The following is a 21,645-nucleotide window of genomic DNA, read 5'->3' as shown; positions in this document are numbered from 1 at the left end:
GCATTGGCGCTTGTCGCTTGTCAATCGGTATCCGAGGCCCCGCCTCCTCCTCCTCAACCTGCCCCGGCTGCTGTCGCGGCTCCCGCTGTCCCGGACACTGCGGTGCTCGACCAAACCGTGGCGATCACGCCTCCGGGCAAGAGTGTCCCCGCCCGATATGCGGCGTTTTCAGGCATTTGGGCGGGACGGCTGGATGGCACCTTTGAAGGCAAGCTGGCCGTGCTGACCGTTTCACCGGCCGGGCAGGTGACGGTCAGCTACGCATGGGGCGATATGGCCGACAACAAGCCGGGGATCGCCGATGGCGCCGGCAGGATCGCCGGGAACACATTAAAGCTTGGACGCCTGCCGAACGGCGCAGACATCACGTTTACGATGCAGCCTGACGGAACGCTTGCCGGCACCTACACGCTTGCCGGCCAGACCTATAGGGGCCAGTTTGCCAAGCAATAGCGGCCCGCGGTCGCGTCGCCTTCTGCCGTGTCGGCCGGGCTCGAATCGGCTATGCCTCTCCCATGCAGGAAACGTCCCTCTATGCACCGGTGAAGCGGTTCCTCGAGAGCCTCGACTTCACCGTCAAAGGCGAGGTCGGCGGCTGCGACATCGTCGGGTTGCGCGAAGGCGAGCCGCCCGTGGTCGTCATCTGCGAGCTGAAGCTGCAGTTCAATCTCGAGCTCGTTCTGCAAGGCGTCGATCGGGCGGCGGCCTGCGACGAGGTCTGGCTCGCCGCGCGGATGTCGGCGCGCGGCAAGGGCCGCGAGCACGATCGACGTTTTCGCGCGCTCTGCCGGCGGCTCGGCTTCGGCCTGCTCGCGGTCGACGGGAAAGGCAAGGTCGAGTTGCTGCTCAGCCCGGCCGCCGTGCCGCCGCGGCGCGACCCGAGGCGGCGCTCGCGGCTGGTCGAGGAGCATCACCGCCGCAAGGGCGATCCCTCCATCGGCGGCAGCACGCGGCAAAAGCCGATCATGACCGCATACCGCCAGGAAGCAATTGCCTGCGCCGCTGCCATGGCCGACGGCCCGAAGCGGCCGCGCGATTTGAAACTCGTCGCCCCCCGCGCGGCCAGCATCCTGCTGCACAACTATTATGGCTGGTTCGCCAGGGCCGAGCGCGGCATCTACGCTCTGACCGAAGCCGGCCAGGAGGCCGCACAATCTCATGGGATCCTAGACGATCCGCTGCAGGTCGAGCAGCTTGGAGCGAAGCTCGGCGCGTGACCGGCCGACGCCGCCCGCGCACCCTCGGCTATCGATCGAAATCGCCGAATCGGACCGGCATGGTTGACTCACCTCTTCGTTCATGCAGAAATTGGTTGGACCATTGGACCACTTTCGGAATTCACCAGCGTGACCGACCCTCTCCCGCCGATCCAGACGACGGCCCGCGATGATGCGGTCCTGAAGACGTTGGCCGGCTTCGTGCGGCAGGAGGCGCTGGGTCCCGGTGAAAAACTGCCGACCGAGCGCATCCTGGCCGAGCGCCTCAAGGTCAGCCGCAACACGGTTCGCGAGGCACTCACCCGCTGGGAGGGGCTGGGCCTCGTAGAGCGGCGCCAGGGCAGCGGCACTTACCTCAAGGCGGCGGTTTCGCCCGACATGCTGCACATGCCGCTGACCCTTGCCGGCGGCAACGACTTCGCCGGCCTGATGCGCACCCTGGAGATCCGCCGTGCGCTGGAGGCCGAGGCCGCCGCTCTTTGCGCCGTCCGCGCCGGCAAGGCTGAGGTCGCCGAGATCGAGCGCAAGCTCGACATCATGGAAGAAGCCTTCCACAGCCGCGCCGGCATGTCGTCGGAGGAAGACTGGGAGTTCCACCAGTCGGTCTACCGCGCCTCCGGCAATCCGCTGTTCGAGCAGATCATCAGCGCCATGCACGAGCTGTTCCACCGCTTCTGGGAGCATCCGCTCGGCGTGCGCGATTTCGGCCATGCCAGCTTTCCCTATCACCGCACCATCTTCGACCGCATCGCCGCGCACGACCCGGAGGGAGCCCGGGCCGAAGCGCTGAAGCTCATCGCTACTGTCGAAAACGACCTCAAGCGCGGCGCCGCCAACCTCAAGCTTTTGGACCGCAAATGAACGAGCATCCCACAGGGTTCGACCCGGCTTCTTTGGCCAGCGACTATCTCGGCGAGGCGGCGACGCTTCTCGCGCATGACGATCCGTTCCCCGGCGGCGCTGTGGTGCCGCCGATCTACCAGACATCGCTCTTCACCTTCGACAATTACGCCGAAATGGCCGACACCTTTGCCGGCAGGAGAAGGCAGCCGATCTATTCGCGCGGCGACAACCCGACGGTGATGGAATTCGAGGCGCGCGTCGCGGCCTTGGAAGGTGCGGAAGCCGCGCGGGGCTTTTCCAGCGGCATGGCGGCGATCAGCGCCACCGTGCTCGCCTTCGTCGGCGCCGGCGAACGGATCGTTGCCGTACGCAACTGCTATGGCGACGCTTACCGCCTGTTCGAGCGCCTGTTCCCGCGCTTGCAAATCAAGGTCGACTATGTCGACGGCTCGGACCCCGATGCGGTGGCGGCGGCGCTTCCGGGCGCCAAGCTGCTCTACCTCGAAAGCCCGACCTCGATGATGTTCGAGCTGCAGGACATTGAGCACCTGACGCGGCTGGCGAAGAGTGAGGGCATCGTCACCACCATCGACAATTCCTGGGCAACGCCCGTCTTCCAGAAGCCGATTTCGCATGGTGTCGATCTGGTGCTGCACTCGGCTTCGAAATATCTCGGCGGCCACAGCGACACCGTCGCCGGGGTGGTGGCGGGCTCGGCCGCGCATATCAAGCACATCAACGAGCAGACCTATTCATCGCTTGGCGGCAAGCTCTCGCCTTTCGAGGGCTGGCTTCTGCTGCGCGGCCTGCGCACGCTGCCGCTGCGGTTGCCGCATCATATGAAGAGCGGTCTCACGCTCGCCGAGCGGCTGAAGGCGCATGGCAAGGTCGAGCGGGTCAACCATCCCGCCTACTCCAATCATCCCGGCAAGAAGACGCTCGCCGGCTATGCCGGGCTGTTCTCTTTCGAGGTCGCGGAGGATGTCGACATTCCGGCTTTCATCGACGCGCTGAAGCTGTTCCGCATCGGCGTCAGCTGGGGCGGCCATGAAAGCCTGGTCGTGCCGGCCAAAGCCTCGCTCGAGCAGACGCCGGGTCTGAATTCGATGGCGCGCTTCGGCGTCAGCCCCCGAACCATCCGCTTCAATGTCGGATTGGAGAATGTCGAGGATCTCTGGGCCGACATCGCCCAGGCCTTCGACAAGGCAAAAAAATAAGGTGTTCAAAATGGGAGTTCCGAACATGAAAAGACTGACAATCCTGCTTGCCGCCGCTGCCGGCCTGGCGATTTCCGCCGGGGCCGCGCTGGCCGACACCACCATCAAGATGGTCGAGGTCATCACCAGCCCGCCGCGCACCGAATTCCTGAAGAAGCAGATCGCCGAATTCGAGCAGGCCAATCCCGGCATCAAGGTCGAGCTCGTCTCGCTGCCTTGGGGTCAGGCATTCGAAAAATTCCTGACCATGGTCCAGGCCGGCGACACGCCCGACGTGGTCGAGATGCCGGAACGCTGGATGGGCCTCTATGCCAACAACGGCCAGCTCGAGGATCTCGGCCCCTACATGGCCAAATGGGACGACGCCAAGACGCTCGGCGACCGCGCCAAGCAGTTCGGCTCGACAGTCAACAACACCCAGTTCATGATCCCTTACGGCTACTATGTGAACGCGCTGTTCTGGAACAAGAAGCTGTTCAAGGAAGCGGGTCTTGACCGTCCGCCGGAAAACCTCGACGAGTTCGTCGAGTTCTCCAAGAAGATCTCCGCCATCCCCGGCAAATACGGCTATTGCCTGCGCGGCGGTCCCGGCGCCTTCAACGGCATGCACATGTTCATGAACATCGCCGCCGGCAAGGGCGGCTATTTCACCGAGGACGGCACTTCGACCATCAATGAGGAGGGCTCGGTCAAGGGGCTGCAGATGCTGGCCGACATGTACAAGAACGGCCTGGCGCCGAAGGATTCCGTGAGCTGGGGCTTCAACGAGACGGTGACCGGCTTCTATTCCGGCACCTGCGCCATGCTCAACCAGGATCCGGACGCGCTGCTCGGCATCGCCGACAAGATGAGCGCCGACGACTTTGCGGTCGCGCCGCTGCCGGTCGGCCCGAGCGGCAAATCCTATCCGACGCTGGGCTATGCCGGCTGGGCGATGTTCGCCAATTCGCAGCACAAGGACGAAGCCTGGAAGCTGATGGCGACGCTGCTGTCGCCCAAGGACAATCTGGAATGGGCCAAGGAAGTCGGCGTCGTCCCGATCCACAACGGCGCCGATCAGGACGCCCACTTCAAGACCGAGCAGTTCAAGGGCTGGTTCACCGAGCTCAACGACAGCTCGAAATATGAAATGGTGACGCCGCCGACGCATCTGGAAAACCTCGGCAACTTCGTCGACCAGGTGGCGATCAAGAACTTCCAGGAAGTGCTGCTTGGCCAGAAGCCGGCCAAGCAGGTGGCCGACGAGTGGGCGGCGTTCCTGACCAAGGAGCAGCAGGCCTGGCTGGCCAAGAACAAGAAGTGACCTTTCTTCCTTCTCCCCGCTTGAGGGGAGAAGGTGTCACCCGATGAATTGTCGCCCAAAAGTGCGAAGCGGTTTTGGGAGAACGACATTCACGGACAAGTGACGGATGAGGGGCAGCGCCGAATCCTGAAAGTCGGCTCCGCTCCTCATCTGCCTGCCTTCCTCCGCAGCAGCTGCGCTGCAGCTACGGAGGGTGAACCGGCGTCTTCTCCCCGTGAATGGGGAGAAGGACGCTGTCGCCACGCTGGCCTCACCATCACCCGTAGAGCCAAATCGATGACCTACGCAGTGTCCGAAATCCGATCGACCGGCCTGCCGCGCAAGAAGCGGCTGAGCAAGGCCGCGATCGAGCCCTGGCTTTATCTTTCGCCGGCTATCGTCCTGCTGGTCGTCGTGCTCCTGGTGCCGCTGATCATCGGCATCAGCTATTCCTTCCGCAAATTCTCCGCCTTCAAATCGGAATATGTCGGGCTCGGCCAGTACCAGGCGATGCTCTCGGACGCGGTGCTCGGCCAGGCGCTGGTCAACACGCTTTGGTGGACTGCCGCCAGCCTGTTCTTCCAGTTCTTCCTCGGGCTTGGTCTGGCGCTGCTGCTCGACAAGCCCTTTTATGGCCGCAAGGTCGTGCAGGCCGTGGTGTTCCTGCCCTGGGCGGTGCCGTCCTTTCTTTCCGGCCTTACCTGGGCCTGGCTGTTCAACCCGATCATCGGCCCGCTGCCGCACTGGCTTTTCGCGCTCGGCCTGAAGGCCGAGCCGACCAACGTGCTTTCCGATCCGGCGACAGCCATGTGGGGGCCGATCGTCGCCAACATTTGGTTCGGCATTCCCTTCTTCGCCATCACGCTGCTTGCGGCGTTGAAGTCGATCCCGTCGGAACTGCATGAGGCGGCAGCCATCGACGGCGCCTCGCCCTGGCAGCGCTTCACCAAGGTGACGCTGCCGTTCCTGGCGCCGACCATCGTCATCACCGTCATGCTGCGCACCATCTGGATCGCGACCTTCGCCGACTTGATCTTCGTCATGACCGAGGGCGGACCGGCAGGCTCGACCAGCACGGTGCCGGTCTACATCTATGTCAGCGCCTTCAAGTCGCTGGACAAAGGCTATGCGTCCGCAGTCGCGGTGCTGCTGCTGGTGCTGCTCATTGCCTATGCGGTTGGCCTGATAGCCATCCGCCGCACACTTGTGAGGCATGTCTGATGATCGCCGGCCGTTCCACCTCTTCGCGCATCGCCGGCGGCATCGGCCTCTACGCCGCGATCGCCGCCTATGTCGTCTTCGCGCTGTTCCCGATCTTCTGGACGCTAAAGATCTCTGTGACGCCGGAGCGGCTGCTCTATTCCGAAGGCATAACCTTCTGGCCATCGGAAACGACGCTCAAGAACTTCGACACCGTGCTGGAGGCTTCCGACTTCCCGCGCTACTTCCTGAACAGCGTCATCGTCTCGGTGTCGACGGCGGCACTGGTCACGGTCATCGCCACGCTTGCCGGCTATGCGATGTCGCGCTTTACCTTCCGCGGCAAGGCGACTTTAGCGATCCTGCTTCTGCTGACCCAGACTTTCCCGCTGGTCATGGTCATCCCGCCGATCTACCGCATCATGGGCGATCTCGGCCTGACCAACAGCCTGACCGGGCTGATCATCATCTACACCGCCTTCAACACCGCCTTCGCCACCTTCCTCATGCAGTCCTTCTTCGACAGCATTCCAAAGGACTTGGAAGAGGCGGCGATGATCGACGGCTGCACGCGCGCCCAGGCCATGCGCCGGGTGATCGTGCCGCTCACCTTGCCCGGCATGGGGGCGACGCTCGGCTTCGTCTTCACCGCCGCTTGGAGCGAATTGCTGTTCGCGCTGATGCTGATCTCCAGCGACGAGCAGAAGACCTTTGCCGTCGGCCTGCTCACCTTCATCGGCAAGTTCGCCGTCGACTGGGGACAGATGATGGCGGCCTCCATCCTGGCGCTGATCCCGGTCTGCATCTTCTTCGCCTTCCTGCAACGCTATCTCGTCACCGGCCTTACCGCCGGCGCTGTCAAAGGATAATCGATGGCTTCCGTCACCCTCCAACATGTCGAGAAGGACTATGGAGCGCTGCGCATCCTGCACGGCGTCGATCTCGAGATCGCCGACGGCGAGTTCGTCGTGCTGGTCGGCCCGTCCGGCTGTGGCAAGTCAACGCTGCTGCGCATGATCGCCGGCCTGGAGGAGGTCACCGGCGGCGAGATCCGCATCGGCGAGCGGCTGGTCAACGATGTGGCGCCGAAGGACCGCGACATCGCTATGGTGTTTCAGTCCTATGCGCTCTACCCGCATATGGACGTCTCCTCGAACATGGGCTTCAGCCTGATGCTGAAGAAGGCCGAGAAGACGACGATCGACGGCAGGGTGGGCGCCGCCGCCAAGCGCCTCGGTCTGGAGACGTTTCTCGGCCGCCTGCCGCGCCAGCTTTCCGGCGGTCAGCGCCAGCGCGTCGCCATGGGCCGCGCCATCGTGCGCGATCCCAAAGTCTTCCTGTTCGACGAGCCGCTGTCGAACCTCGACGCCAAGCTGCGCGTCCACATGCGCGCCGAGATCAAGGCGCTGCACCAGCAGCTCAAGACGACCTCGGTCTATGTCACGCACGACCAGGTCGAGGCGATGACCATGGCCGACCGCATCGTCGTCATGCATGACGGCTATGTGCAGCAGGTCGGCCATCCGCTGGAGCTCTACGATCGTCCCGCCAACACTTTCGTCGCCGGGTTCATCGGCTCGCCCGGCATGAATTTTTTGCCGGCAAAGGTCGCCAAGGGCGGCAAGGTCGATGCCGTGCTGGGCGACGGCCAGAAGCTGAGGCTGCCGGACGGATTGCCGCTGAAGGATGGCGATGCGCTGACCGTCGGGCTGCGGCCGGAACACATCCGGCTGGCCGACGACGGCCCGCTGAAAGGTCAGGTCGAGGTCGTCGAGCCGCTCGGCCTGTCGACGCAATTCTATGTCAGGCTGGCCAACCAGCAGATCTGCGTCTTCGTCATGGGCCGCAGCAATGTCAAACCGGGCGACGCGGTCCGGCTCGCCGCGGACCCAGCGGCGCTGCATCTGTTCGATCCGGCAAGCGGCGCTCGCATCGGATAGGTCAGCGCCGGCGGAAGGCGTCCAGAGTGTAATCGGGCCACGCGCCAGGCTCTTGGAACAGTCCGGTCAGGTCGCCTGATAGTCGGCCAATATCCCGGACAAGACCAGCCCGGTCGCCACGCCTGCACCGACCCCTGCCTGGGATGTCGTGCTCGACGCGAATCCTTCTCCTCCGAGATCGTCGGCGAGAACCTGTCGAAGAAGACGGCGATCTGGCGAATCTGTGGACCGACAACATGGAATTGGCCCGCCATGCGCGCCGCTTCATCGACGTCGGCCGGGACGGCCCGGCGCAAGGCCGAACTCGTCTCGGCCTGACGCTTCGATACTGCCGCGAGGTGAATTGCGGTTTTCTGCGGCCGCGCTCTGCTAGACTCCCGTGATTCGTCTCGACAGGGAACGGCATGAGCAAGGCTCTCGGCACATTCGCATTGGTCACGGTTCTGAGCGCCTTGCTGATGGCGCTGTCGCTGGCGGTCGCCAGGCACGGCTACCCCCAGGGCGCCTTCGGCGTTAAGCGTCTCGACGGCATTGCCGACGCGGGTTCGTTCCTTGCCATCGCCGCCATTTATTTCTTCAGCGCGCTGTTGATGATGATCCTGCCCATCCGCGCCGCCGGGGTTGTGCTTACGCATGCCGCCGACGCGATCTTCTGGGCGACGATCGTGCTGTTCGCCGCCATTGTCGGTTCGCTTCTCGCCCGATGGGCGCTCGGCCAGCGCGAGGTGCCTTGGACAATTCTCAACTGGCGCTTCCTGTTCGTCCCGGCGATCGTCGGCGCGCATCTCGCCATGAATGAGCTTCGCCGCAACATCCTGCTCAGAAGCCTGTTCTTCGTCATCTTCGCCGCGGCAACGCTCGCCTGCCTGTTCTGGTCGTTCTCCCTCTGAAGGAGGCCGTCAGGCCTTTGTCGTGAAGGACGAAGCCGGTGGACTTCCACCGCCGCGCGCCTACCTTTATCGAAAGCTCTCGGGTAGACGTTTGCGCCGACCATGGCTATATCATTTGTCTGACAAATGATCGGCGCTTTGCCACGCCAGCCAATCTCGAACACACTTGCCAATCTCGAAGGAATGAAGATGACCGTGCTCCGCAAGAACCTGATCGACGGCGAGTGGCTGGGCGAGGCCGGCTCGCGCAACATCAACCCGTCGAACACCAACGATGTGGTCGGCGAATACGCCTCGGCAGGGCCGGAGGAGGCCAAGCAGGCCATCGCGGCCGCCAAGGCGGCCTTCCCGGGCTGGTCGCGCTCCGGCCCGCTGGCGCGCCATACCGTGCTGAAGAAGACTTCCGACGAGATCATGGCGCGCAAGGACGAGATCGGCCGGTCTCTCGCCCGTGAAGAAGGCAAGACCCTGGCCGAAGGCGTCGGCGAAACCATCCGCGCCGCGCAGATCTTCGACTTCTTCGCCGGCGAGACGCTGCGGCTGTCGGGTGAGATGGTGCCGAGCGTCAGGCCCGGCGTCGGTATCGAGATGACCCGCGAAGGCGTCGGCGTGGTCGGCATCATCACGCCGTGGAACTTCCCGATCGCCATTCCCGCCTGGAAGATTGCGCCTGCGCTGGCCTACGGCAACACCATTGTCTTCAAGCCGGCGGAACTGGTTCCCGAAAGCGCCTGGACCATCGTCGACATCCTGCATCGTGCCGGGCTGCCGAAGGGCGTGCTCAACCTCGTCATGGGCAAGGGCTCTGTCGTCGGCCAGGCCATGCTCGACAGCCCGGACGTCAACGCCATCTCCTTCACCGGCTCGGTCGGCACAGGCAAGCGTGTCGCCGCGGCGAGTGTGGAGCATATGCGCAAGTTCCAGCTCGAGATGGGCGGCAAGAACCCGCTCGTCGTGCTCGACGATGCGGACCTTGCGGTCGCGGTCGATTGCGCCGTCAACGGCGCCTATTTCTCGACCGGCCAGCGTTGCACGGCGTCCTCGCGCCTCATCGTCACCGAAGGCATCCACGACCGCTTCATCGACGCCATGAAGGAGCGCCTGGACAAGCTGGTCATCGGCGACGCGCTGGACGCCAAGACCCAGATCGGCCCGGTCGTCGACCAGACCCAGCTCAAGCAGGATGAGGACTATATCGCCATCGGCCGCCAGGAAGGCGCCGAGCTCGCCTTCGGCGGCGAGCGGCTGGAGCGCGAGACTCCCGGCTTCTATCTCAGGCCGGCGCTGTTTACCGGCGCCACCAACGCCATGCGCATCTCGCGCGAAGAAATCTTCGGCCCGGTCGCCAATGTCATCCGCGTCAAGGATTATGACGAGGCGCTGACTGTGGCCAACGACACGCCGTTCGGCCTGACCTCCGGCATTTGCACGACAAGCCTGAAGCACGCGACGCATTTCAAGCGCAATTCCGAAGCCGGCATGGTGATGGTCAACCTGCCGACGGCGGGCGTCGACTTCCATGTGCCGTTCGGCGGCCGCAAGGGCTCGAGCTACGGCCCGCGCGAGCAGGGCCGCTACGCCATGGAGTTCTACACCACCGTCAAGACGGCCTATACGTTCGCCGGCTGACGGGCAGGCGTCATGACGTCCGACTTCGCCGGAATGGCCTGGCTCAACCCGCCGCCGCACCATGTGTTCGGCGAGGGGACGCTTCATGTCCGCACCGGCAAGGAGACCGATTTTTGGCGCGAGACCTTCTACGGCTTCCGCCGCGACAATGGCCATTTCCTCTATCGTCCCGTCGCGGGCGACTTCAGCGCCGAGGTCACCGTCAAGGGCGAATACAAGGCGCTCTACGATCAGGGCGGGCTGATGCTGCGGCTCAGCGAAACGCACTGGATCAAGGCCGGCATCGAATACACGGACGGTCTCGCCTATTTTTCCGTTGTCGTCACCAACGACACCTCCGACTGGTCGCTGGTCAGCATTTCGACAGACCCCGACGGCGTACGGATCCGTCTGACCCGCCACGCCGAAGCCATTCGCGTTCAGTACCTCGAAGCCGCGGACGGCCGCTGGAAACCGGTGCGGCTGGCCCATTTCCCAGTCTCGCGGAGCGTCGACGTCGGCATGATGTGCTGCTCGCCGCAGCGCGAAGGCTTCGAGGTGATGTTCTCGGGCTTCAGCGTGGGCCCGCCAATCGCGAGAGAGTTGCACGATTGATGGTGGCGCGGCGCTGCCCGCGCGCACCTGCGACGCTGCCCTCCGCGGCCGGCCGTTTCTGGAAGGAAACTGGGAAAGACGCGCCTCACCAGGGGACGTGCTGTATCTCCAGCCGCGGCAGTCCGATCGGCCTGATGCCGAGATCGTTCGCCAGGGCACCGAAACCCTCGGTCTCGATCAGGTCGCGATAGGGGATCTCCGGAAAGCGAAGGCCGCCGCGATGCAAGGCGGCATCGACCAAGAGCATGGTGCCGCCGACACCGTCCAGGCCGATGCTGTCGAGGTGGCGGACATCGCTCATATGCAGCCTTGCATGTGTGTGCCGCGGAGGCTGATAGAGACCGTCGTGAACATGGCGGAAGTAGTTATGATCTCTGTTGTGCCGCACAGTGACGAAACTGTTGAGGTCGAAGCTGTCGCCGCCTGGGACTTTCACGCAGTGCGGCGCGACGATGCGGTGCCCCCTTGCAATCAGCCGGGTCACGACGTCCGCTGGAAAACGCCAGACATCGATGTCGATCCACAGCGCCCAGTCGTCCTCGTCTCTCAGCCCATGATCGATCAGATGGTTACGCACCTTGGCGATGCCGCTGCGCCTGAAGCGTTGCAGCTGCCGGTTCGCTCGCTTGTCGCGGTCAAGCTCGGTGCCGAGTTTTTTCCGCAGCAGCACGACTTCGCGATAGTCCTTGCCCAGGGCCGCAGTGGCGCCTTGCAACCGCTCCCAGCTGCCATCTGAACTGTCGCCTTCGCAAAAGACGAGCTTCATCTTGTCCTTTGGGAAGTCGAGCTGCCGCAACGCGGCGAGGAATGGCTCTATGTGTTGGGCCGCATCGCGCAGCGGCACCAGCACGGCGAGGTTGGATCCCAATGGCGGCGGCGCCGCGATGGCCGCTTGGCTGACGCTTTGCCGGGCGGCTTGCTCATCGGAAACAGTCCCGCGCGTCAGGCGGTTCCGGGCCTGGTAGATCAACTTGCGCAGCCTATGCCGCAACCGGGTGGGCCTCTCCGGCGTCCACCATGTGCCCGCCCAGTGGTGGATCGACAACGTCATGCCGCCGCTGCCCGCCCGCTTTCCCGACGAATCGAGAGGCGAGTACAATTCGGCCGGATGGATCGCAAACGCCGTCTGGTCAGGATAGCCGAGTTGCGCGGAGGTAAGCACGCACGGCCCGGTGGCGTCGATCGCCTGTTTTGCGCGGACGAGCCCGGGCAGGAACGACAGCAAATGAAGCCAGAACGGGTGTCCCGGCGGGCTGGCCATAGTCCCGTTGAACAGAAGGTAAGGCAATCCGCGAAAGTCCGCCTGCACGCGTGCGTGGGCGTCCGGCTCCGTGCAGAACACGATCCGATCCTCGCACAGGAGCGGATCGAACGGCGCCACGCATTCGCAATCGATATCGGCATAGACGCCGCCGAAATGGTGGAGAAGCAGATAGCGACCCGCGTCGGCGCGCAGGATACCATACTCGTAGCTGCAAAAGGTCGGCAGGAAGCTGGGATAGTGTGCGGCCACGAACTCGAGCAAAGTCCGATCGTTCCAGAACATCATCGTCCAGTCCGGATGATGCCGCTTCCAGCTGTCGACATAGCCTTGGAAACGGGGTGGGACGATGTCGGTCTTCCACGTCTGGTGCAGGATTCTCGGGATCATCCGCGGCTCACGGCTTGAACTTGGTCACAGTCGGCGTCGACGCGGGTGCCATCCAGGCCCAGGCCCTGACCGACGGCCTCGCGGATCGCTTGCGGCCCGAACCGCGACCATGCGGCGTCATGGGCCCGGGCGCGAAGGCTGGCCATGCGCGCATCGTCGGAACAAAGTCTGACCGCCATGTCGGCCAATCCCTCGTCGGTGTCCGACAGAAGCACCTCGTCGCCCTCAATCAGGTCGAGACCCTCGGCTGCCAGCGGCGTTGCAATGACCGGGACCCCCCAGGCCATTGCTTCGAGGATCTTGATCCGCGTGCCGCCGCCCATGGCAAGCGGGACGATGCCGAGATGGGCAACGGACAACAGAGGTCTGATATCGTCCGGATCTTCGACCAGACTGACCCCATCCAGTCTGGCCAGGGCGCGAACGCGCGACTCGGGCGAACGGCCGGCAAGAACGAGCTTCGCGGTCGGCAGCGTCTGGCGAATGCGGGGCAAGATGGTGTGCCCCAGCCGCTCGGCGGCGTCGACGTTCGGCTGATAGCCCAGATGCCCAACATAGAGGATAAGGGGAAACGCATCCGAGACGGCTCGCTGCAGCGGCAGTAGCCGCGGCAGCTCGTCCGCTCGCGGGATGCCGTTTGGCACGATGTGGACGGAGACTTGCGGCCGGACAAACGCCTCCAGCCGCTGGCGGTCCCGTTGCGAGCACACCCAGATCCGGTCGACGATGGCTGCCGCCTTTCTCTCGAGCGCCCTGAGGTCTGAGGAAAACGGCCGCCAACGCTTCTTGCGCGGCAACTGACCGGCGAGATCCGATTCGACATTGTGCATGTCCAGAACGAGTTGCCGGACCATCGGCCGCAACGGAGCGAGAAATCTGAACAGACCAACGCCTTCGACGACAATAGTATCCGGGCGAAAATCCGCTACGAGCGCCTTGAGCCGCGCCAGCGCCGGGAGCGGTATCCGGCTCTCGCCCTTGGCCCTCCAGCGGGCGAGCGAAGGCGCTCGCGGTTCGGACTTGTTCATGAGCTCAGTCACGCGAATGTCGGGCCCGGCAGGTTGGACGTCGCTGCTTCGCGGCAGGAGCGAGGCCAGGCAAACCGGGCCGAACGCGGCTGCCGCCGTCGCGTTGCCGAAATTCCGGAGATCGGCGCCGGACCTCGGCGGAAACGGCGGGTCGTGGCATATGATCAGCGTGCGGCGCGACGTCGCTGAATTGGGCATTGGCGACATCCTAGCCTCAGTCTCGGTCAGTCGCCCGATTCGGATCCTGGCCAGATATCGCATCGCCTTCCAACTGCGGCCCAGCTCCTTATGCGCTCGGACCGCGCGCATCATGCCGCCAGCATCGGCGAACTTGCGGTGCCTGATCAACTGTCGGGCGATCCGCTGAGCTATCCAGGCCTTTCGCCACTGCACCGCCTCCCGTTCGACGCCGGCGGCAGCCAGCCCGTCCAGTTCCAGCGCTATGGCAAGGAAGGTCCTGCGCGGTGCCGTGATGAAGCGGCGCGCCATACGTTCCTCGTCATGGTGGTAGAGCAGCACCGGGGTCTCGACGGTAACCACGTCCGCACGGGCCAGCACGGCGGTCCAGTAGCAGGTGTCCTCATCGAGGCCGATCGTTTCCGGAAAGCGGAGGTTTGCGGTCGCCCAGCCGGCGACCAGGGCGCTTCCCATCGCGATTGGCCACACTTCGTTGCGAAGGTAGCGCCGCACATTCTCTCGCCGGTCCGGGCCGTAGCCTTGCGGTGCCTTGAGCTTGTCCGGCCGGCCTTTTGTCCGCCGTATGCTGGCCCCGACGGCAAGGCCGGCGCGAGGCGGGCCTGCCAGCGCCGCGCTCAGCCGCGACAGGCTGCCGGGCATCACCTCGTCGTCGGCATCGAGAAAGAATATGGATCTGCCGCTTGCCCGCTCGAGTCCGACATTGCGCGCGGCGCCCGCTTTGCCCAGTCGAACGCCCACCACGTCCAGCGGCAAGCCGTGACGGTGCGCGCTTTGCCTCGCCATCGCAGCTGTCTGGTCGTTCGACCCGTCGTCGATCACGAGAATCTCGCGGATGACCGCTCTGTCGGAAGCCAGACTGCCGAGTGCCGCTTCGATGGTTGCAGCCGCGTTTCTTGCCGGGATAACGACGGTGATGTCAGCCGCCACAGGTGAGCCGCTCATTGCTGTTCGAAGAAGCCACGCTTGAGCAGCCGGTCATAGCAATGCTTGAGCACCGACACCGGGCGCAGCGAAAGACTGTCAAGATTGCCCACCACCTGAGGTTCCATGTCGAATGGCGACTGGCCTTCGATCCAGCTGTAGGAGGAGCCGTCCTTCAGCTCCGATGGGCAGCCCACGACATAACCGCCCAGCGCCTTCGCGTGACCCACCCGGCGCAAGCCGAAATGGAGGCTGGAAGAGACCACCGGTTCCCGCGTTCTTAGATAGACATGAAATCCGCTCGGCGATTTTGCTATTGGCGTGCCGTTCGCAATCGCCTTGTGACTGGACCGCCAGGCACGGTAGCCGGCGTCGTCATCGAAATCGAGGATCATCAGGTTCGCAAATCCACCCAATATGCCGACATTGCCGGCAAAGTCGCCAAACCAGCGCGCGATGTCGCTGCGGCCCGGCGGCTTCTGCGCCAGTTGGAAGGTGATGGAGGTGAACGCCAGTTCCTTCAGGTCCTTGCGCAACGTCCGCAGGTGCAACGGATCATACTCCATGGCCGCGAGGTCGAGATGCTTGCCGCCGGCACGAAGCGGCAGGCAGATATAGCCGCGCTCGAACAGCCTTATGGCATAGTCGGTCAGTGCCCCAGCCTGCATCCGCCAAATGTTCCGGGATCGAGACGTTCCCGACAATCTGTTGAGCCGAACGGTCCGTTCGTCAAGCGCCGTCGCCTTCGCCGCGACTGCCAGCACTGTCGTCAGACATTCTTGATCGACTTCCAGTGACTTAGCCGTTCTGCGATCAACTCCACGCGCCGCTGATTGTCGTTCCCGTCCAGGATGGCTAAGTCCTGCGGATCGGCGCGCAGATAGACGCCGGACGTTCGCGCATTCACCTCCGGATTCGTGTCCGAACGTGTCGTGAAATATCCGGACGCGCGCTCGGCGGATTCCAGCCGGATTTCGCCTGTCCCGTGCAGCTGCGGCGCGTTCGCGTCCAACGGCCGTTCCCCGTTCCAATAGTAGAAGATGCCCGAAGACTCTCCTTTCTCCTTCGACGCCTCGCTCCAGTATCTGGCCGACAGGCTGCCATTCTCTTGCCATGAGCGGCCGTTCAGCTCCAGCGCGCCGTTGCGGTCCCGCGAGATCCTCAGCAGACTGACCGCGGAAGGCTCCCTTGCCGTGCGCTCTGACAGGGAGAACTGCCACCAAAACCCCTCTATGCGGGCGACTCGCCCCTCATTTTCGATGGCATTTCGCAGTTTTTGATTGATCGCTCTGGTCTCCGCGGCGTTCGCTGCCTCGCCGTAGCGTACCGACGTCAGGCCGAGCAGATCGCTGGGAAGCTTGGCACCATTCGCATGCAGGATGAACGTCCGGCGCATGCCGAGAACCCCGCCGAACAGGCCGGCCTCGAAAACCACATTGTCTCGCGGAGAAGCCTGGGCGGGAACAGTGGTGGTCGATTCCGGCTGGCTCGCGCTCGTCCAGTCGTCCTGGGCGAACACGAAAGCGGCGAAGTCGACCTCGCGCGTCAGCTCGAGGAGACGCCCCAGTGTTGTCGTCCCGGGATTGAAGGATGTCGTCCAAGGTTCGACATTGGCAATATCTTCAAGGCCACGCTGCAGCGCTTGCAACAGCTTCTTCTGTTTTCCTGACGAGCCCAGGAAGATTCGCGGCTTGGCCATTCGTTTTTCTCCGGCGCGATAAGAGTCCTCACAGCGTAGGCGGTTGTCCTATCTCATTGCAACGACTGCATTACCATGACACGCCTGCCGCTACACCTCGGCGCGGTGCTGGAAAAACTGCAGGAACAGCTCGCGCTCGGTGGTGATGTCGAGCTTTTGCCACCTCCCGGTCGTCATCGACTGCACCGTACTCAGGACAACACTTCAAGATTGCAAAGTCGGCGACGACGCCGAAGAACAAAGGCCAACGCTCCTCCGCTCGGAAGAACGCGGCGGACGCTGGGCATCTTGCTCGGGGACCTGTTCTCGCATGAGCCGATAATCGAAATCGATTTTCGGAAGGGATCATCCGGCAACGAGCAACGGGCCGCCCCATTCCGGCCTTTTCGCTGTGCGATATGCCTGTGATAACGCCTCTTTGCCCGTGGCGACATTTCCGGTTGAGCGATCGGCGATAGGGCGATAGATTATGCTGCAGTGCACAATGAACCCGGTAGGGCCGAACATCGGCTCGTGCCGGCTATCAGACACTGAACCGCGCTAACTGTTGTTTACGCAATTCCCGACGGAAGACGGTCACACACTTTTCCTGGAATTGCTCCAAGGCTGAACGGACGAAAAATCCGGCATGAAGATTCCAAAATCCATTCTGCTCGATCCGGAGGCAAACAAGGCCTATGGCGCCTTTGCCGTCGCGGTTTCCGTTCTTGCCTTTGCCTATTCCAGCAATTTCGGTCAGGTCCTAATCCTCGCCTATTACGCGGTCTGGCTGCCGCTGTTCTTCGTCGACTACCGGCGTTTCACCTGGAAGCTCTCGAACGCTTGGCTGCCGATACTCTTCGCGACTTATGTCTGCCTGTCGGTCTTCTGGTCGCAGGCTGCCGGCATCAGCGCGCGTGCGGCGGTGCAATATTCCTCGCATATCGGCTGTGCCTATATCGCGGCCCGCACCATCAGCGTGCGGACGCTGGTCCTGGGCTCGCTGATCGGGATATTCGTCGTCCTGCTCTACTCGCTGAAAGTCAACGCTTACGCGCTGGACATAATGGACGGCACCTTCAATTTCGTCGGCGCCTTCGCCTCCAAGAACCAGGTCGGGTTCTTCTCGTCGTTCGGCATCTTTTTGTCTTTCGTCTTCCTGATGTTTTACCGGCGCAACTGGCTGAGCTTCTTCTGGACCGCGCCGATCATCCTGATGTCGGCATACATGCTGGCAATCTCCCACTCGGCGACATCCGTCGCCTCGCTGCCGGCGGTGCTCGGCATCGTCATCTTGCTCACCATGAGCAGGGTCCTGTCGCGGCGCTACCGCCGCGTGCTGTTCGTGGTCGGCGGCGGCGCGTTGGTGGCCGGCGTTGTGGCCGCGCTGAACCTCGGCCTGCTGGACGTCGTGCTCGGCATCTTCGGCAAGGATTCGACGCTGACCGGCCGCACCTATCTCTGGCAGCAGGGTTGGGAGGCGGCGCAGCTGCACCCGCTGCTCGGCTACGGCTATGCCGCCTACTGGGTGCAAGGGTTCGCCGATCCGGAACGGTTGTGGGCCGAGTTCTACATCACGACCCGCACCGGCTTCCATTTCCACAACACCTATATCGAGACCCTGGTCGAGATCGGCTTCGTCGGCGTCACCATGCTGGCGCTGATCATCCTGCGCGCCTTCTACGGCCATATCTCGAAGGTGGTGTTCGGGGTCTGGAGCGCCGATTCGGTGGTGCTCGCCGGCGCCGTCGGGCTGATGCTAATCCGCTCCTTCTTCGAGGTCGAGATCCTCGGCCCTTATTTCATGGCCTCCTTCATCGTCTATTATGGGCTGTTCAAGCTGAACCCGCTGCCGGTTGCCCGGCGACGGCGGGTTGCCATTCCTGTCCAGGATGAAAAGCCTGCCAACGGCCACATGCCGGCGCCGGTCTGATCGCGGTTTTCGCCTAGTCCCCCGAAAGCGAGAACCGATTTCGGGTCAAAGACATGCTTAAAATCAAAACCTAAAAGGGCATGGAGCAAATCTGAAAGATTGCGACGCGCTTTAGGCCACGGCTCGCGAGCGCTGCATTTGCCGCTGCAGGAAGCGGCGCACCGGCTCGTCATAGATGCGGGTGGCAATGTCGGCGATGACGATGACTACAACGGCCATCACGATGCCGAACCAGGGATGATGCGCGAACGGGTCGACCGACGCCGCCTTGCCGGCCCCCGCGATGATCATCAGCATCGGCGTGTGGATGATGTAGATCGGGTAGGAGACCCGCCCCAGCCAGCCATAGAAGTTAGCCAGTCGCGGCGCCGTCGGTGCCACCGCGCCGGTCACCACCATCAGCGGGAACACGACGGCGATAGAGGCGAGGTCGTAGGCGACACGCCCGGCAGCACCCGCAGGCGCGATGGCGAAGACGATCAGCGTAAGCAGGATCGCGGCCTCGACCCACCAGCCGCGCCGCAGAAAGCCGAGGCCATCCTGGTAGCGCGCCATCGACCGGCAGAGCAGCACGCCGAGGAAGAAGGAGAACGACACGCGCGGGAGCCCGCTAATGATGGTCTTGCCGGTCATGCCGAAATCGAGCGTGCCGGCAAGTGCTGAGGCGACGATCAGCAGCACCAGGCTGACAGCTACCAGCGCCGTCAGCACACGTTTCGACAGCAGGAAGAAGACGGCGGCATAGGCGATGTTGACGATCAGCTCGAAGAACAGCGACCACGAAGCGGGATTGAGCGGAAAGATCGTATGGTAGGCATCGCCGACCAGCGGAATGAAGAGCATGCCTGTCGTGAGCTGCGTGCCGATCTCCGACAACGGCATGTATTCCGTCGCAATCAGCCTGTTCTTGATCAGCAGATAGAAGCAGCCGAGCAACGTGCCGACGAGGTAGAGCGGGTAGAGGCGGATCAGGCGGATGGCCAGGAAGGTGCCGAAGCCCATGCCGTTCTCGATCTTGCGGTCGTAAGCGTGGGCGATGACGAAGCCGCTGAGCAGGAAGAACAGGTCTACCGCAAGATAGCTCGACGGCAGCACTTTGCCGTCGGCCAGAAAGGGCGAGAAGTGATAGAGCATCACGCTGATCGCCGCGACGCCGCGGATGGCGTCGAGGTTGAGGTAGACGTGACGCGGAGCGGCAGGCTGCATGCTATGCCTTCAAGCGGTCCAAACAGATTGCTCGCCCGCACCTTGGCGCGAACGAGCCTGACTTGTTCCTCCCGCGGACCGCGCTGAGCGAGGCCCGGGCGCCTGGCTACTGGCTGGCCATGGGTGGGCCGCCGGCACTCGGCGCCAGCTTCACCTTGATGACGTCGCCCGGCAGCACCGGCGTGTCTTCCTTGGCGTCAATCTCGCTGGTCTTGCCGTCGGCAACACGCACCAGCGAATACAGCAGGGCCGGTTCCTGGCCCCCTGTTATGGCAGCCGCCATTGCGGGATCCGAGGCCGCGGCGATCAGGCCCTTCTGCATGGCAGTCCTCAGCGTCGCCTCGTTCAGGTCGGCCTCGGCCTGCTGCCGGCTCGCGGCCAGGTTGGAATTGAGCGTGTTGCGGGCATCGATGGCGTCCTGATCAGCTTTGCTGATCGACTGCTTGGCGGTGAGGATGGCCGTCTCATAATCGAGGATCTTGCCCTGCAGGTCCGCCACCGACTGTTTCGAATCGAGCAGTCGCGCATTGGCGACAAGGCCCTTCTGGGCCAGCGGACCGATGCTGGTGAGCTGCTGCTGCGCCAGATCCACTTGCTGCTGCTGATTGGCGATTTTCTTCTGCAGCGATTCAATCTCGCCTTCGAGCACGCCTTTCAGGTCATCGAGCGCATCCAGCTTCAGCTTCAGCGCCTTCTGGTCGGCCGTGAGGATCTGCATCTCGTCGGCAACGATGGCCTGCGTTCTCGGGTCGTCCGCAGCCTCCTTCGGAATCTCGAAGCTCGTCTTGCCGGCAAGGTCTGCGTCGATGCGGGCACGCTTTATGATCAGCCGCAGCCGCTGGTCGTCATAGATATCGAAACTGCCCTTGGCGGTGACCAGGTCCTTGCCGAGCTGAGGGCCGTAATCGGCGTTGCGCCGGATGCCGCCGGCGATGCTCACCGCCTTCAGTACCGTAAGGTCCGGCACGTAGGGGAACTGGCCAGGGTTCTGCACTTCGCCCGAAATGTAGAATGGCCGGAACTGCGCCATCTCGACCGAGGCTTCAGGCTTGTCGGGCAGTGCCAGCTTGCGCTGCAGCGCGAGACCGATCGCGGCAGCGATCTCCGAGGTCGTCTTGCCGGCCGCCTGCATCTCGCCGACGAACGGTACCGAGAGCGTGCCGGCGGGGCCGACCGAATAGTCGCCGTTGATGGATGACCAGTCGCGGAACGTGCCGTCGACCGTCTGCCACTCGGCAATGCGGATGTTGAGCTTGTCCTGCGGCCCGAGACGATAGTCTCCAGCCACCGCCATGGTGGGAATCGCAAGAGACAGGGCAAGCGCCACGGCCGCAAATCGGCTGGGCGCCTTGGAAAGGAATCCGAGGGGGTGGTTTTTCAATGAACGTTTCCGATCCGCGTTAGCCCCATCCGCCCGATGAGATTACTGCCGGACGCCTGTCCCGAGATTGGCGGGACAGGCCTGGCGGTCAATAGCTGCCGCGCGCCATCCACACGGCAGGCACGGTTTTGACGATGATGCGAATGTCCTCGACCATCGACCAGTTCTCGACATAGTGGCGATCGAAGGCGACGCGCGTGTCGTAGGACACGTCGTTGCGCCCGCTCACCTGCCACAGCCCGGTGAGGCCCGGGCGCGACTTCAGATAATAGACTGCGGCGCTGCCGTAGATCTCGAGCTCGTCGCGTACGACCGGGCGGGGCCCGACCAGGCTCATGTCGCCCTGCAGGATGTTGATGATTTGCGGCAGCTCGTCAAGGCTGAGCTTCCGCAGCACCGCGCCGACACGCGTCACGCGCGGATCGTCCTTCAGCTTGCGCGTCGCCGCCCATTCGGCGGCGGCATCCGGATTCGCGGCCAGGTGCGCGGCGAGCACCTTCTCGCCATCCTGCACCATGGTGCGGAATTTGAGGCAGGCAAAAATCCTTCCGCCGCGACCGATCCGCTTGTGGCCGTAGAAGATCGGGCCGCGGTCGGAAAGCTTGACCAGCAGGGCGACCATCAGGAAAAGCGGGCTGAGCAGGACCAGACCCGCCAGGGAACCGACGATATCGAAACTGCGTTTGAGCAGACCGCCGATGGGGGGTGGAAAATCAATGCCGGCCTGCGAAAAACCCGCATTAGCCGGCTTGGCGACGTCCCTCATGCAAAAGCTCCATACGTTGAACGGATGGTTTACGGCACGATACCAAAAAAATGCTGCAGCGCAACACACAA

General features: G+C 63.5%; 19 protein-coding genes. 12 read left to right on the top strand and 7 right to left on the bottom strand.

The genetic code is table 11. From position 1 onward, the window contains the following. Positions 1-102 precede the first annotated feature (102 nt). From CK218_RS14405 to CK218_RS14355, 11 genes are all read left to right on the top strand, one after another. Positions 103-453 (top strand): hypothetical protein, encoded by a 351-nt coding sequence (locus CK218_RS14405; RefSeq protein WP_245299804.1) that lies wholly within the window; start codon positions 103-105, stop codon positions 451-453. Positions 454-515: 62 nt separating this feature from the next. After that, a complete protein-coding gene (locus tag CK218_RS14400) occupies positions 516-1,217 on the top strand; it encodes a DUF2161 family putative PD-(D/E)XK-type phosphodiesterase (protein WP_095828138.1) in 702 nt (233 codons plus the stop codon). Positions 1,218-1,346: 129 nt separating this feature from the next. Beyond that, a complete protein-coding gene (locus tag CK218_RS14395) occupies positions 1,347-2,078 on the top strand; it encodes a FadR/GntR family transcriptional regulator (protein ID WP_095828137.1) in 732 nt (243 codons plus the stop codon). After that, the gene (locus CK218_RS14390; protein ID WP_095782261.1) at positions 2,075-3,277 is read left to right on the top strand and encodes a PLP-dependent transferase; all 1,203 of its coding nucleotides are present in this window, start codon (positions 2,075-2,077) and stop codon (positions 3,275-3,277) included. The genes CK218_RS14395 and CK218_RS14390 overlap by 4 nt, the downstream gene beginning before the upstream one ends. A 25-nt stretch (positions 3,278-3,302) precedes the next feature. Further along, positions 3,303-4,580: a sugar ABC transporter substrate-binding protein gene (locus CK218_RS14385; RefSeq protein ID WP_095828219.1), complete on the top strand. Its 1,278-nt coding sequence runs from the start codon at positions 3,303-3,305 to the stop codon at positions 4,578-4,580. Positions 4,581-4,856: 276 nt separating this feature from the next. Next, on the top strand, positions 4,857-5,780 hold the full coding sequence (locus CK218_RS14380) for a sugar ABC transporter permease (protein ID WP_095828136.1): 924 nt from the start codon (positions 4,857-4,859) through the stop codon (positions 5,778-5,780). Next, positions 5,780-6,628 carry a carbohydrate ABC transporter permease gene (locus CK218_RS14375; protein ID WP_067003416.1) on the top strand — a complete coding sequence of 283 codons (849 nt, stop codon included), beginning with the start codon at positions 5,780-5,782 and terminating at the stop codon, positions 6,626-6,628. The genes CK218_RS14380 and CK218_RS14375 overlap by 1 nt, the downstream gene beginning before the upstream one ends. A 3-nt stretch (positions 6,629-6,631) precedes the next feature. After that, complete coding sequence (ugpC, locus tag CK218_RS14370) at positions 6,632-7,699, top strand: sn-glycerol-3-phosphate ABC transporter ATP-binding protein UgpC (protein ID WP_095828135.1); 1,068 nt, start codon at positions 6,632-6,634, stop codon at positions 7,697-7,699. A 404-nt stretch (positions 7,700-8,103) separates the two neighbouring features. Then, a complete protein-coding gene (locus CK218_RS14365) occupies positions 8,104-8,589 on the top strand; it encodes a hypothetical protein (RefSeq protein ID WP_067003420.1) in 486 nt (161 codons plus the stop codon). A gap of 189 nt (positions 8,590-8,778) precedes the next feature. After that, the gene (locus tag CK218_RS14360; RefSeq protein WP_095828218.1) at positions 8,779-10,218 is read left to right on the top strand and encodes an aldehyde dehydrogenase family protein; all 1,440 of its coding nucleotides are present in this window, start codon (positions 8,779-8,781) and stop codon (positions 10,216-10,218) included. A gap of 12 nt (positions 10,219-10,230) precedes the next feature. Beyond that, a complete protein-coding gene (locus tag CK218_RS14355; protein WP_095828134.1) occupies positions 10,231-10,812 on the top strand; it encodes a DUF1349 domain-containing protein in 582 nt (193 codons plus the stop codon). Between the two features lie 85 nt (positions 10,813-10,897). Here CK218_RS14355 and CK218_RS14350 read toward each other — a convergent pair whose 3' ends face one another. From CK218_RS14350 to CK218_RS14335, 4 genes are all read right to left on the bottom strand, one after another. Continuing rightward, complete coding sequence (locus CK218_RS14350) at positions 10,898-12,463, bottom strand: glycosyltransferase (RefSeq protein ID WP_095828133.1); 1,566 nt, start codon at positions 12,461-12,463, stop codon at positions 10,898-10,900. Next, positions 12,460-14,631, bottom strand: coding sequence for a glycosyltransferase (locus CK218_RS14345; RefSeq protein WP_095777016.1), 2,172 nt, complete (start codon positions 14,629-14,631; stop codon positions 12,460-12,462). Before CK218_RS14345 ends, CK218_RS14350 begins: the two co-directional genes overlap by 4 nt. Beyond that, entirely contained in the window at positions 14,628-15,278 is a 651-nt protein-coding gene (locus CK218_RS14340; RefSeq protein ID WP_095828132.1) for a bifunctional DNA primase/polymerase, read from the bottom strand. The genes CK218_RS14345 and CK218_RS14340 overlap by 4 nt, the downstream gene beginning before the upstream one ends. Before the next feature lie 101 nt (positions 15,279-15,379). Beyond that, positions 15,380-16,309 (bottom strand): TIR domain-containing protein, encoded by a 930-nt coding sequence (locus CK218_RS14335; RefSeq protein ID WP_095828131.1) that lies wholly within the window; start codon positions 16,307-16,309, stop codon positions 15,380-15,382. 628 nt (positions 16,310-16,937) lie between these two features. Here CK218_RS14335 and CK218_RS14330 point away from each other — a divergent pair. Further along, complete coding sequence (locus CK218_RS14330) at positions 16,938-18,221, top strand: O-antigen ligase (RefSeq protein WP_095828130.1); 1,284 nt, start codon at positions 16,938-16,940, stop codon at positions 18,219-18,221. A gap of 111 nt (positions 18,222-18,332) precedes the next feature. On the opposite strand, the gene CK218_RS14325 is transcribed toward CK218_RS14330, so the two are convergent. The 3 genes from CK218_RS14325 to CK218_RS14315 all read right to left on the bottom strand — a co-directional run bounded on the left by CK218_RS14325 (position 18,333) and on the right by CK218_RS14315 (position 21,574). After that, positions 18,333-19,427, bottom strand: coding sequence for an acyltransferase (locus CK218_RS14325; RefSeq protein ID WP_095828129.1), 1,095 nt, complete (start codon positions 19,425-19,427; stop codon positions 18,333-18,335). 106 nt (positions 19,428-19,533) lie between these two features. Then, positions 19,534-20,721, bottom strand: coding sequence for a polysaccharide biosynthesis/export family protein (locus CK218_RS14320; RefSeq protein ID WP_095777021.1), 1,188 nt, complete (start codon positions 20,719-20,721; stop codon positions 19,534-19,536). 175 nt (positions 20,722-20,896) lie between these two features. Beyond that, a complete protein-coding gene (locus tag CK218_RS14315) occupies positions 20,897-21,574 on the bottom strand; it encodes a sugar transferase (RefSeq protein ID WP_067003431.1) in 678 nt (225 codons plus the stop codon). Positions 21,575-21,645 lie beyond the last annotated feature (71 nt).

This window comes from Mesorhizobium sp. WSM3879 (genome assembly GCF_002294915.1).
Lineage (GTDB): Bacteria > Pseudomonadota > Alphaproteobacteria > Rhizobiales > Rhizobiaceae > Mesorhizobium.
Note: the sequence above shows the minus strand (reverse complement) of the source record. Positions and strands in the feature narration are given on the sequence as shown.

Excerpts from the sequence above, each read along its gene's own strand:
- CK218_RS14335 (WP_095828131.1), bottom strand. The coding sequence starts at position 16,309 with ATGGCCAAGCCGCGAATCTTCCTGGGCTCGTCAGGAAAACAGAAGAAG.
- CK218_RS14355 (WP_095828134.1), top strand. The coding sequence starts at position 10,231 with ATGACGTCCGACTTCGCCGGAATGGCCTGGCTCAACCCGCCGCCGCAC.
- CK218_RS14325 (WP_095828129.1), bottom strand. The coding sequence starts at position 19,427 with ATGCAGCCTGCCGCTCCGCGTCACGTCTACCTCAACCTCGACGCCATC.
- CK218_RS14400 (WP_095828138.1), top strand. The coding sequence starts at position 516 with ATGCAGGAAACGTCCCTCTATGCACCGGTGAAGCGGTTCCTCGAGAGC.
- CK218_RS14375 (WP_067003416.1), top strand. The coding sequence starts at position 5,780 with ATGATCGCCGGCCGTTCCACCTCTTCGCGCATCGCCGGCGGCATCGGC.
- CK218_RS14350 (WP_095828133.1), bottom strand. The coding sequence starts at position 12,463 with ATGATCCCGAGAATCCTGCACCAGACGTGGAAGACCGACATCGTCCCA.
- CK218_RS14340 (WP_095828132.1), bottom strand. The coding sequence starts at position 15,278 with ATGCAGGCTGGGGCACTGACCGACTATGCCATAAGGCTGTTCGAGCGC.
- CK218_RS14360 (WP_095828218.1), top strand. The coding sequence starts at position 8,779 with ATGACCGTGCTCCGCAAGAACCTGATCGACGGCGAGTGGCTGGGCGAG.
- CK218_RS14320 (WP_095777021.1), bottom strand. The coding sequence starts at position 20,721 with ATGGCGGTGGCTGGAGACTATCGTCTCGGGCCGCAGGACAAGCTCAAC.
- CK218_RS14365 (WP_067003420.1), top strand. The coding sequence starts at position 8,104 with ATGAGCAAGGCTCTCGGCACATTCGCATTGGTCACGGTTCTGAGCGCC.
- CK218_RS14390 (WP_095782261.1), top strand. The coding sequence starts at position 2,075 with ATGAACGAGCATCCCACAGGGTTCGACCCGGCTTCTTTGGCCAGCGAC.
- CK218_RS14345 (WP_095777016.1), bottom strand. The coding sequence starts at position 14,631 with ATGAGCGGCTCACCTGTGGCGGCTGACATCACCGTCGTTATCCCGGCA.
- ugpC (WP_095828135.1), top strand. The coding sequence starts at position 6,632 with ATGGCTTCCGTCACCCTCCAACATGTCGAGAAGGACTATGGAGCGCTG.
- CK218_RS14385 (WP_095828219.1), top strand. The coding sequence starts at position 3,303 with ATGAAAAGACTGACAATCCTGCTTGCCGCCGCTGCCGGCCTGGCGATT.
- CK218_RS14315 (WP_067003431.1), bottom strand. The coding sequence starts at position 21,574 with ATGAGGGACGTCGCCAAGCCGGCTAATGCGGGTTTTTCGCAGGCCGGC.
- CK218_RS14330 (WP_095828130.1), top strand. The coding sequence starts at position 16,938 with ATGAAGATTCCAAAATCCATTCTGCTCGATCCGGAGGCAAACAAGGCC.
- CK218_RS14380 (WP_095828136.1), top strand. The coding sequence starts at position 4,857 with ATGACCTACGCAGTGTCCGAAATCCGATCGACCGGCCTGCCGCGCAAG.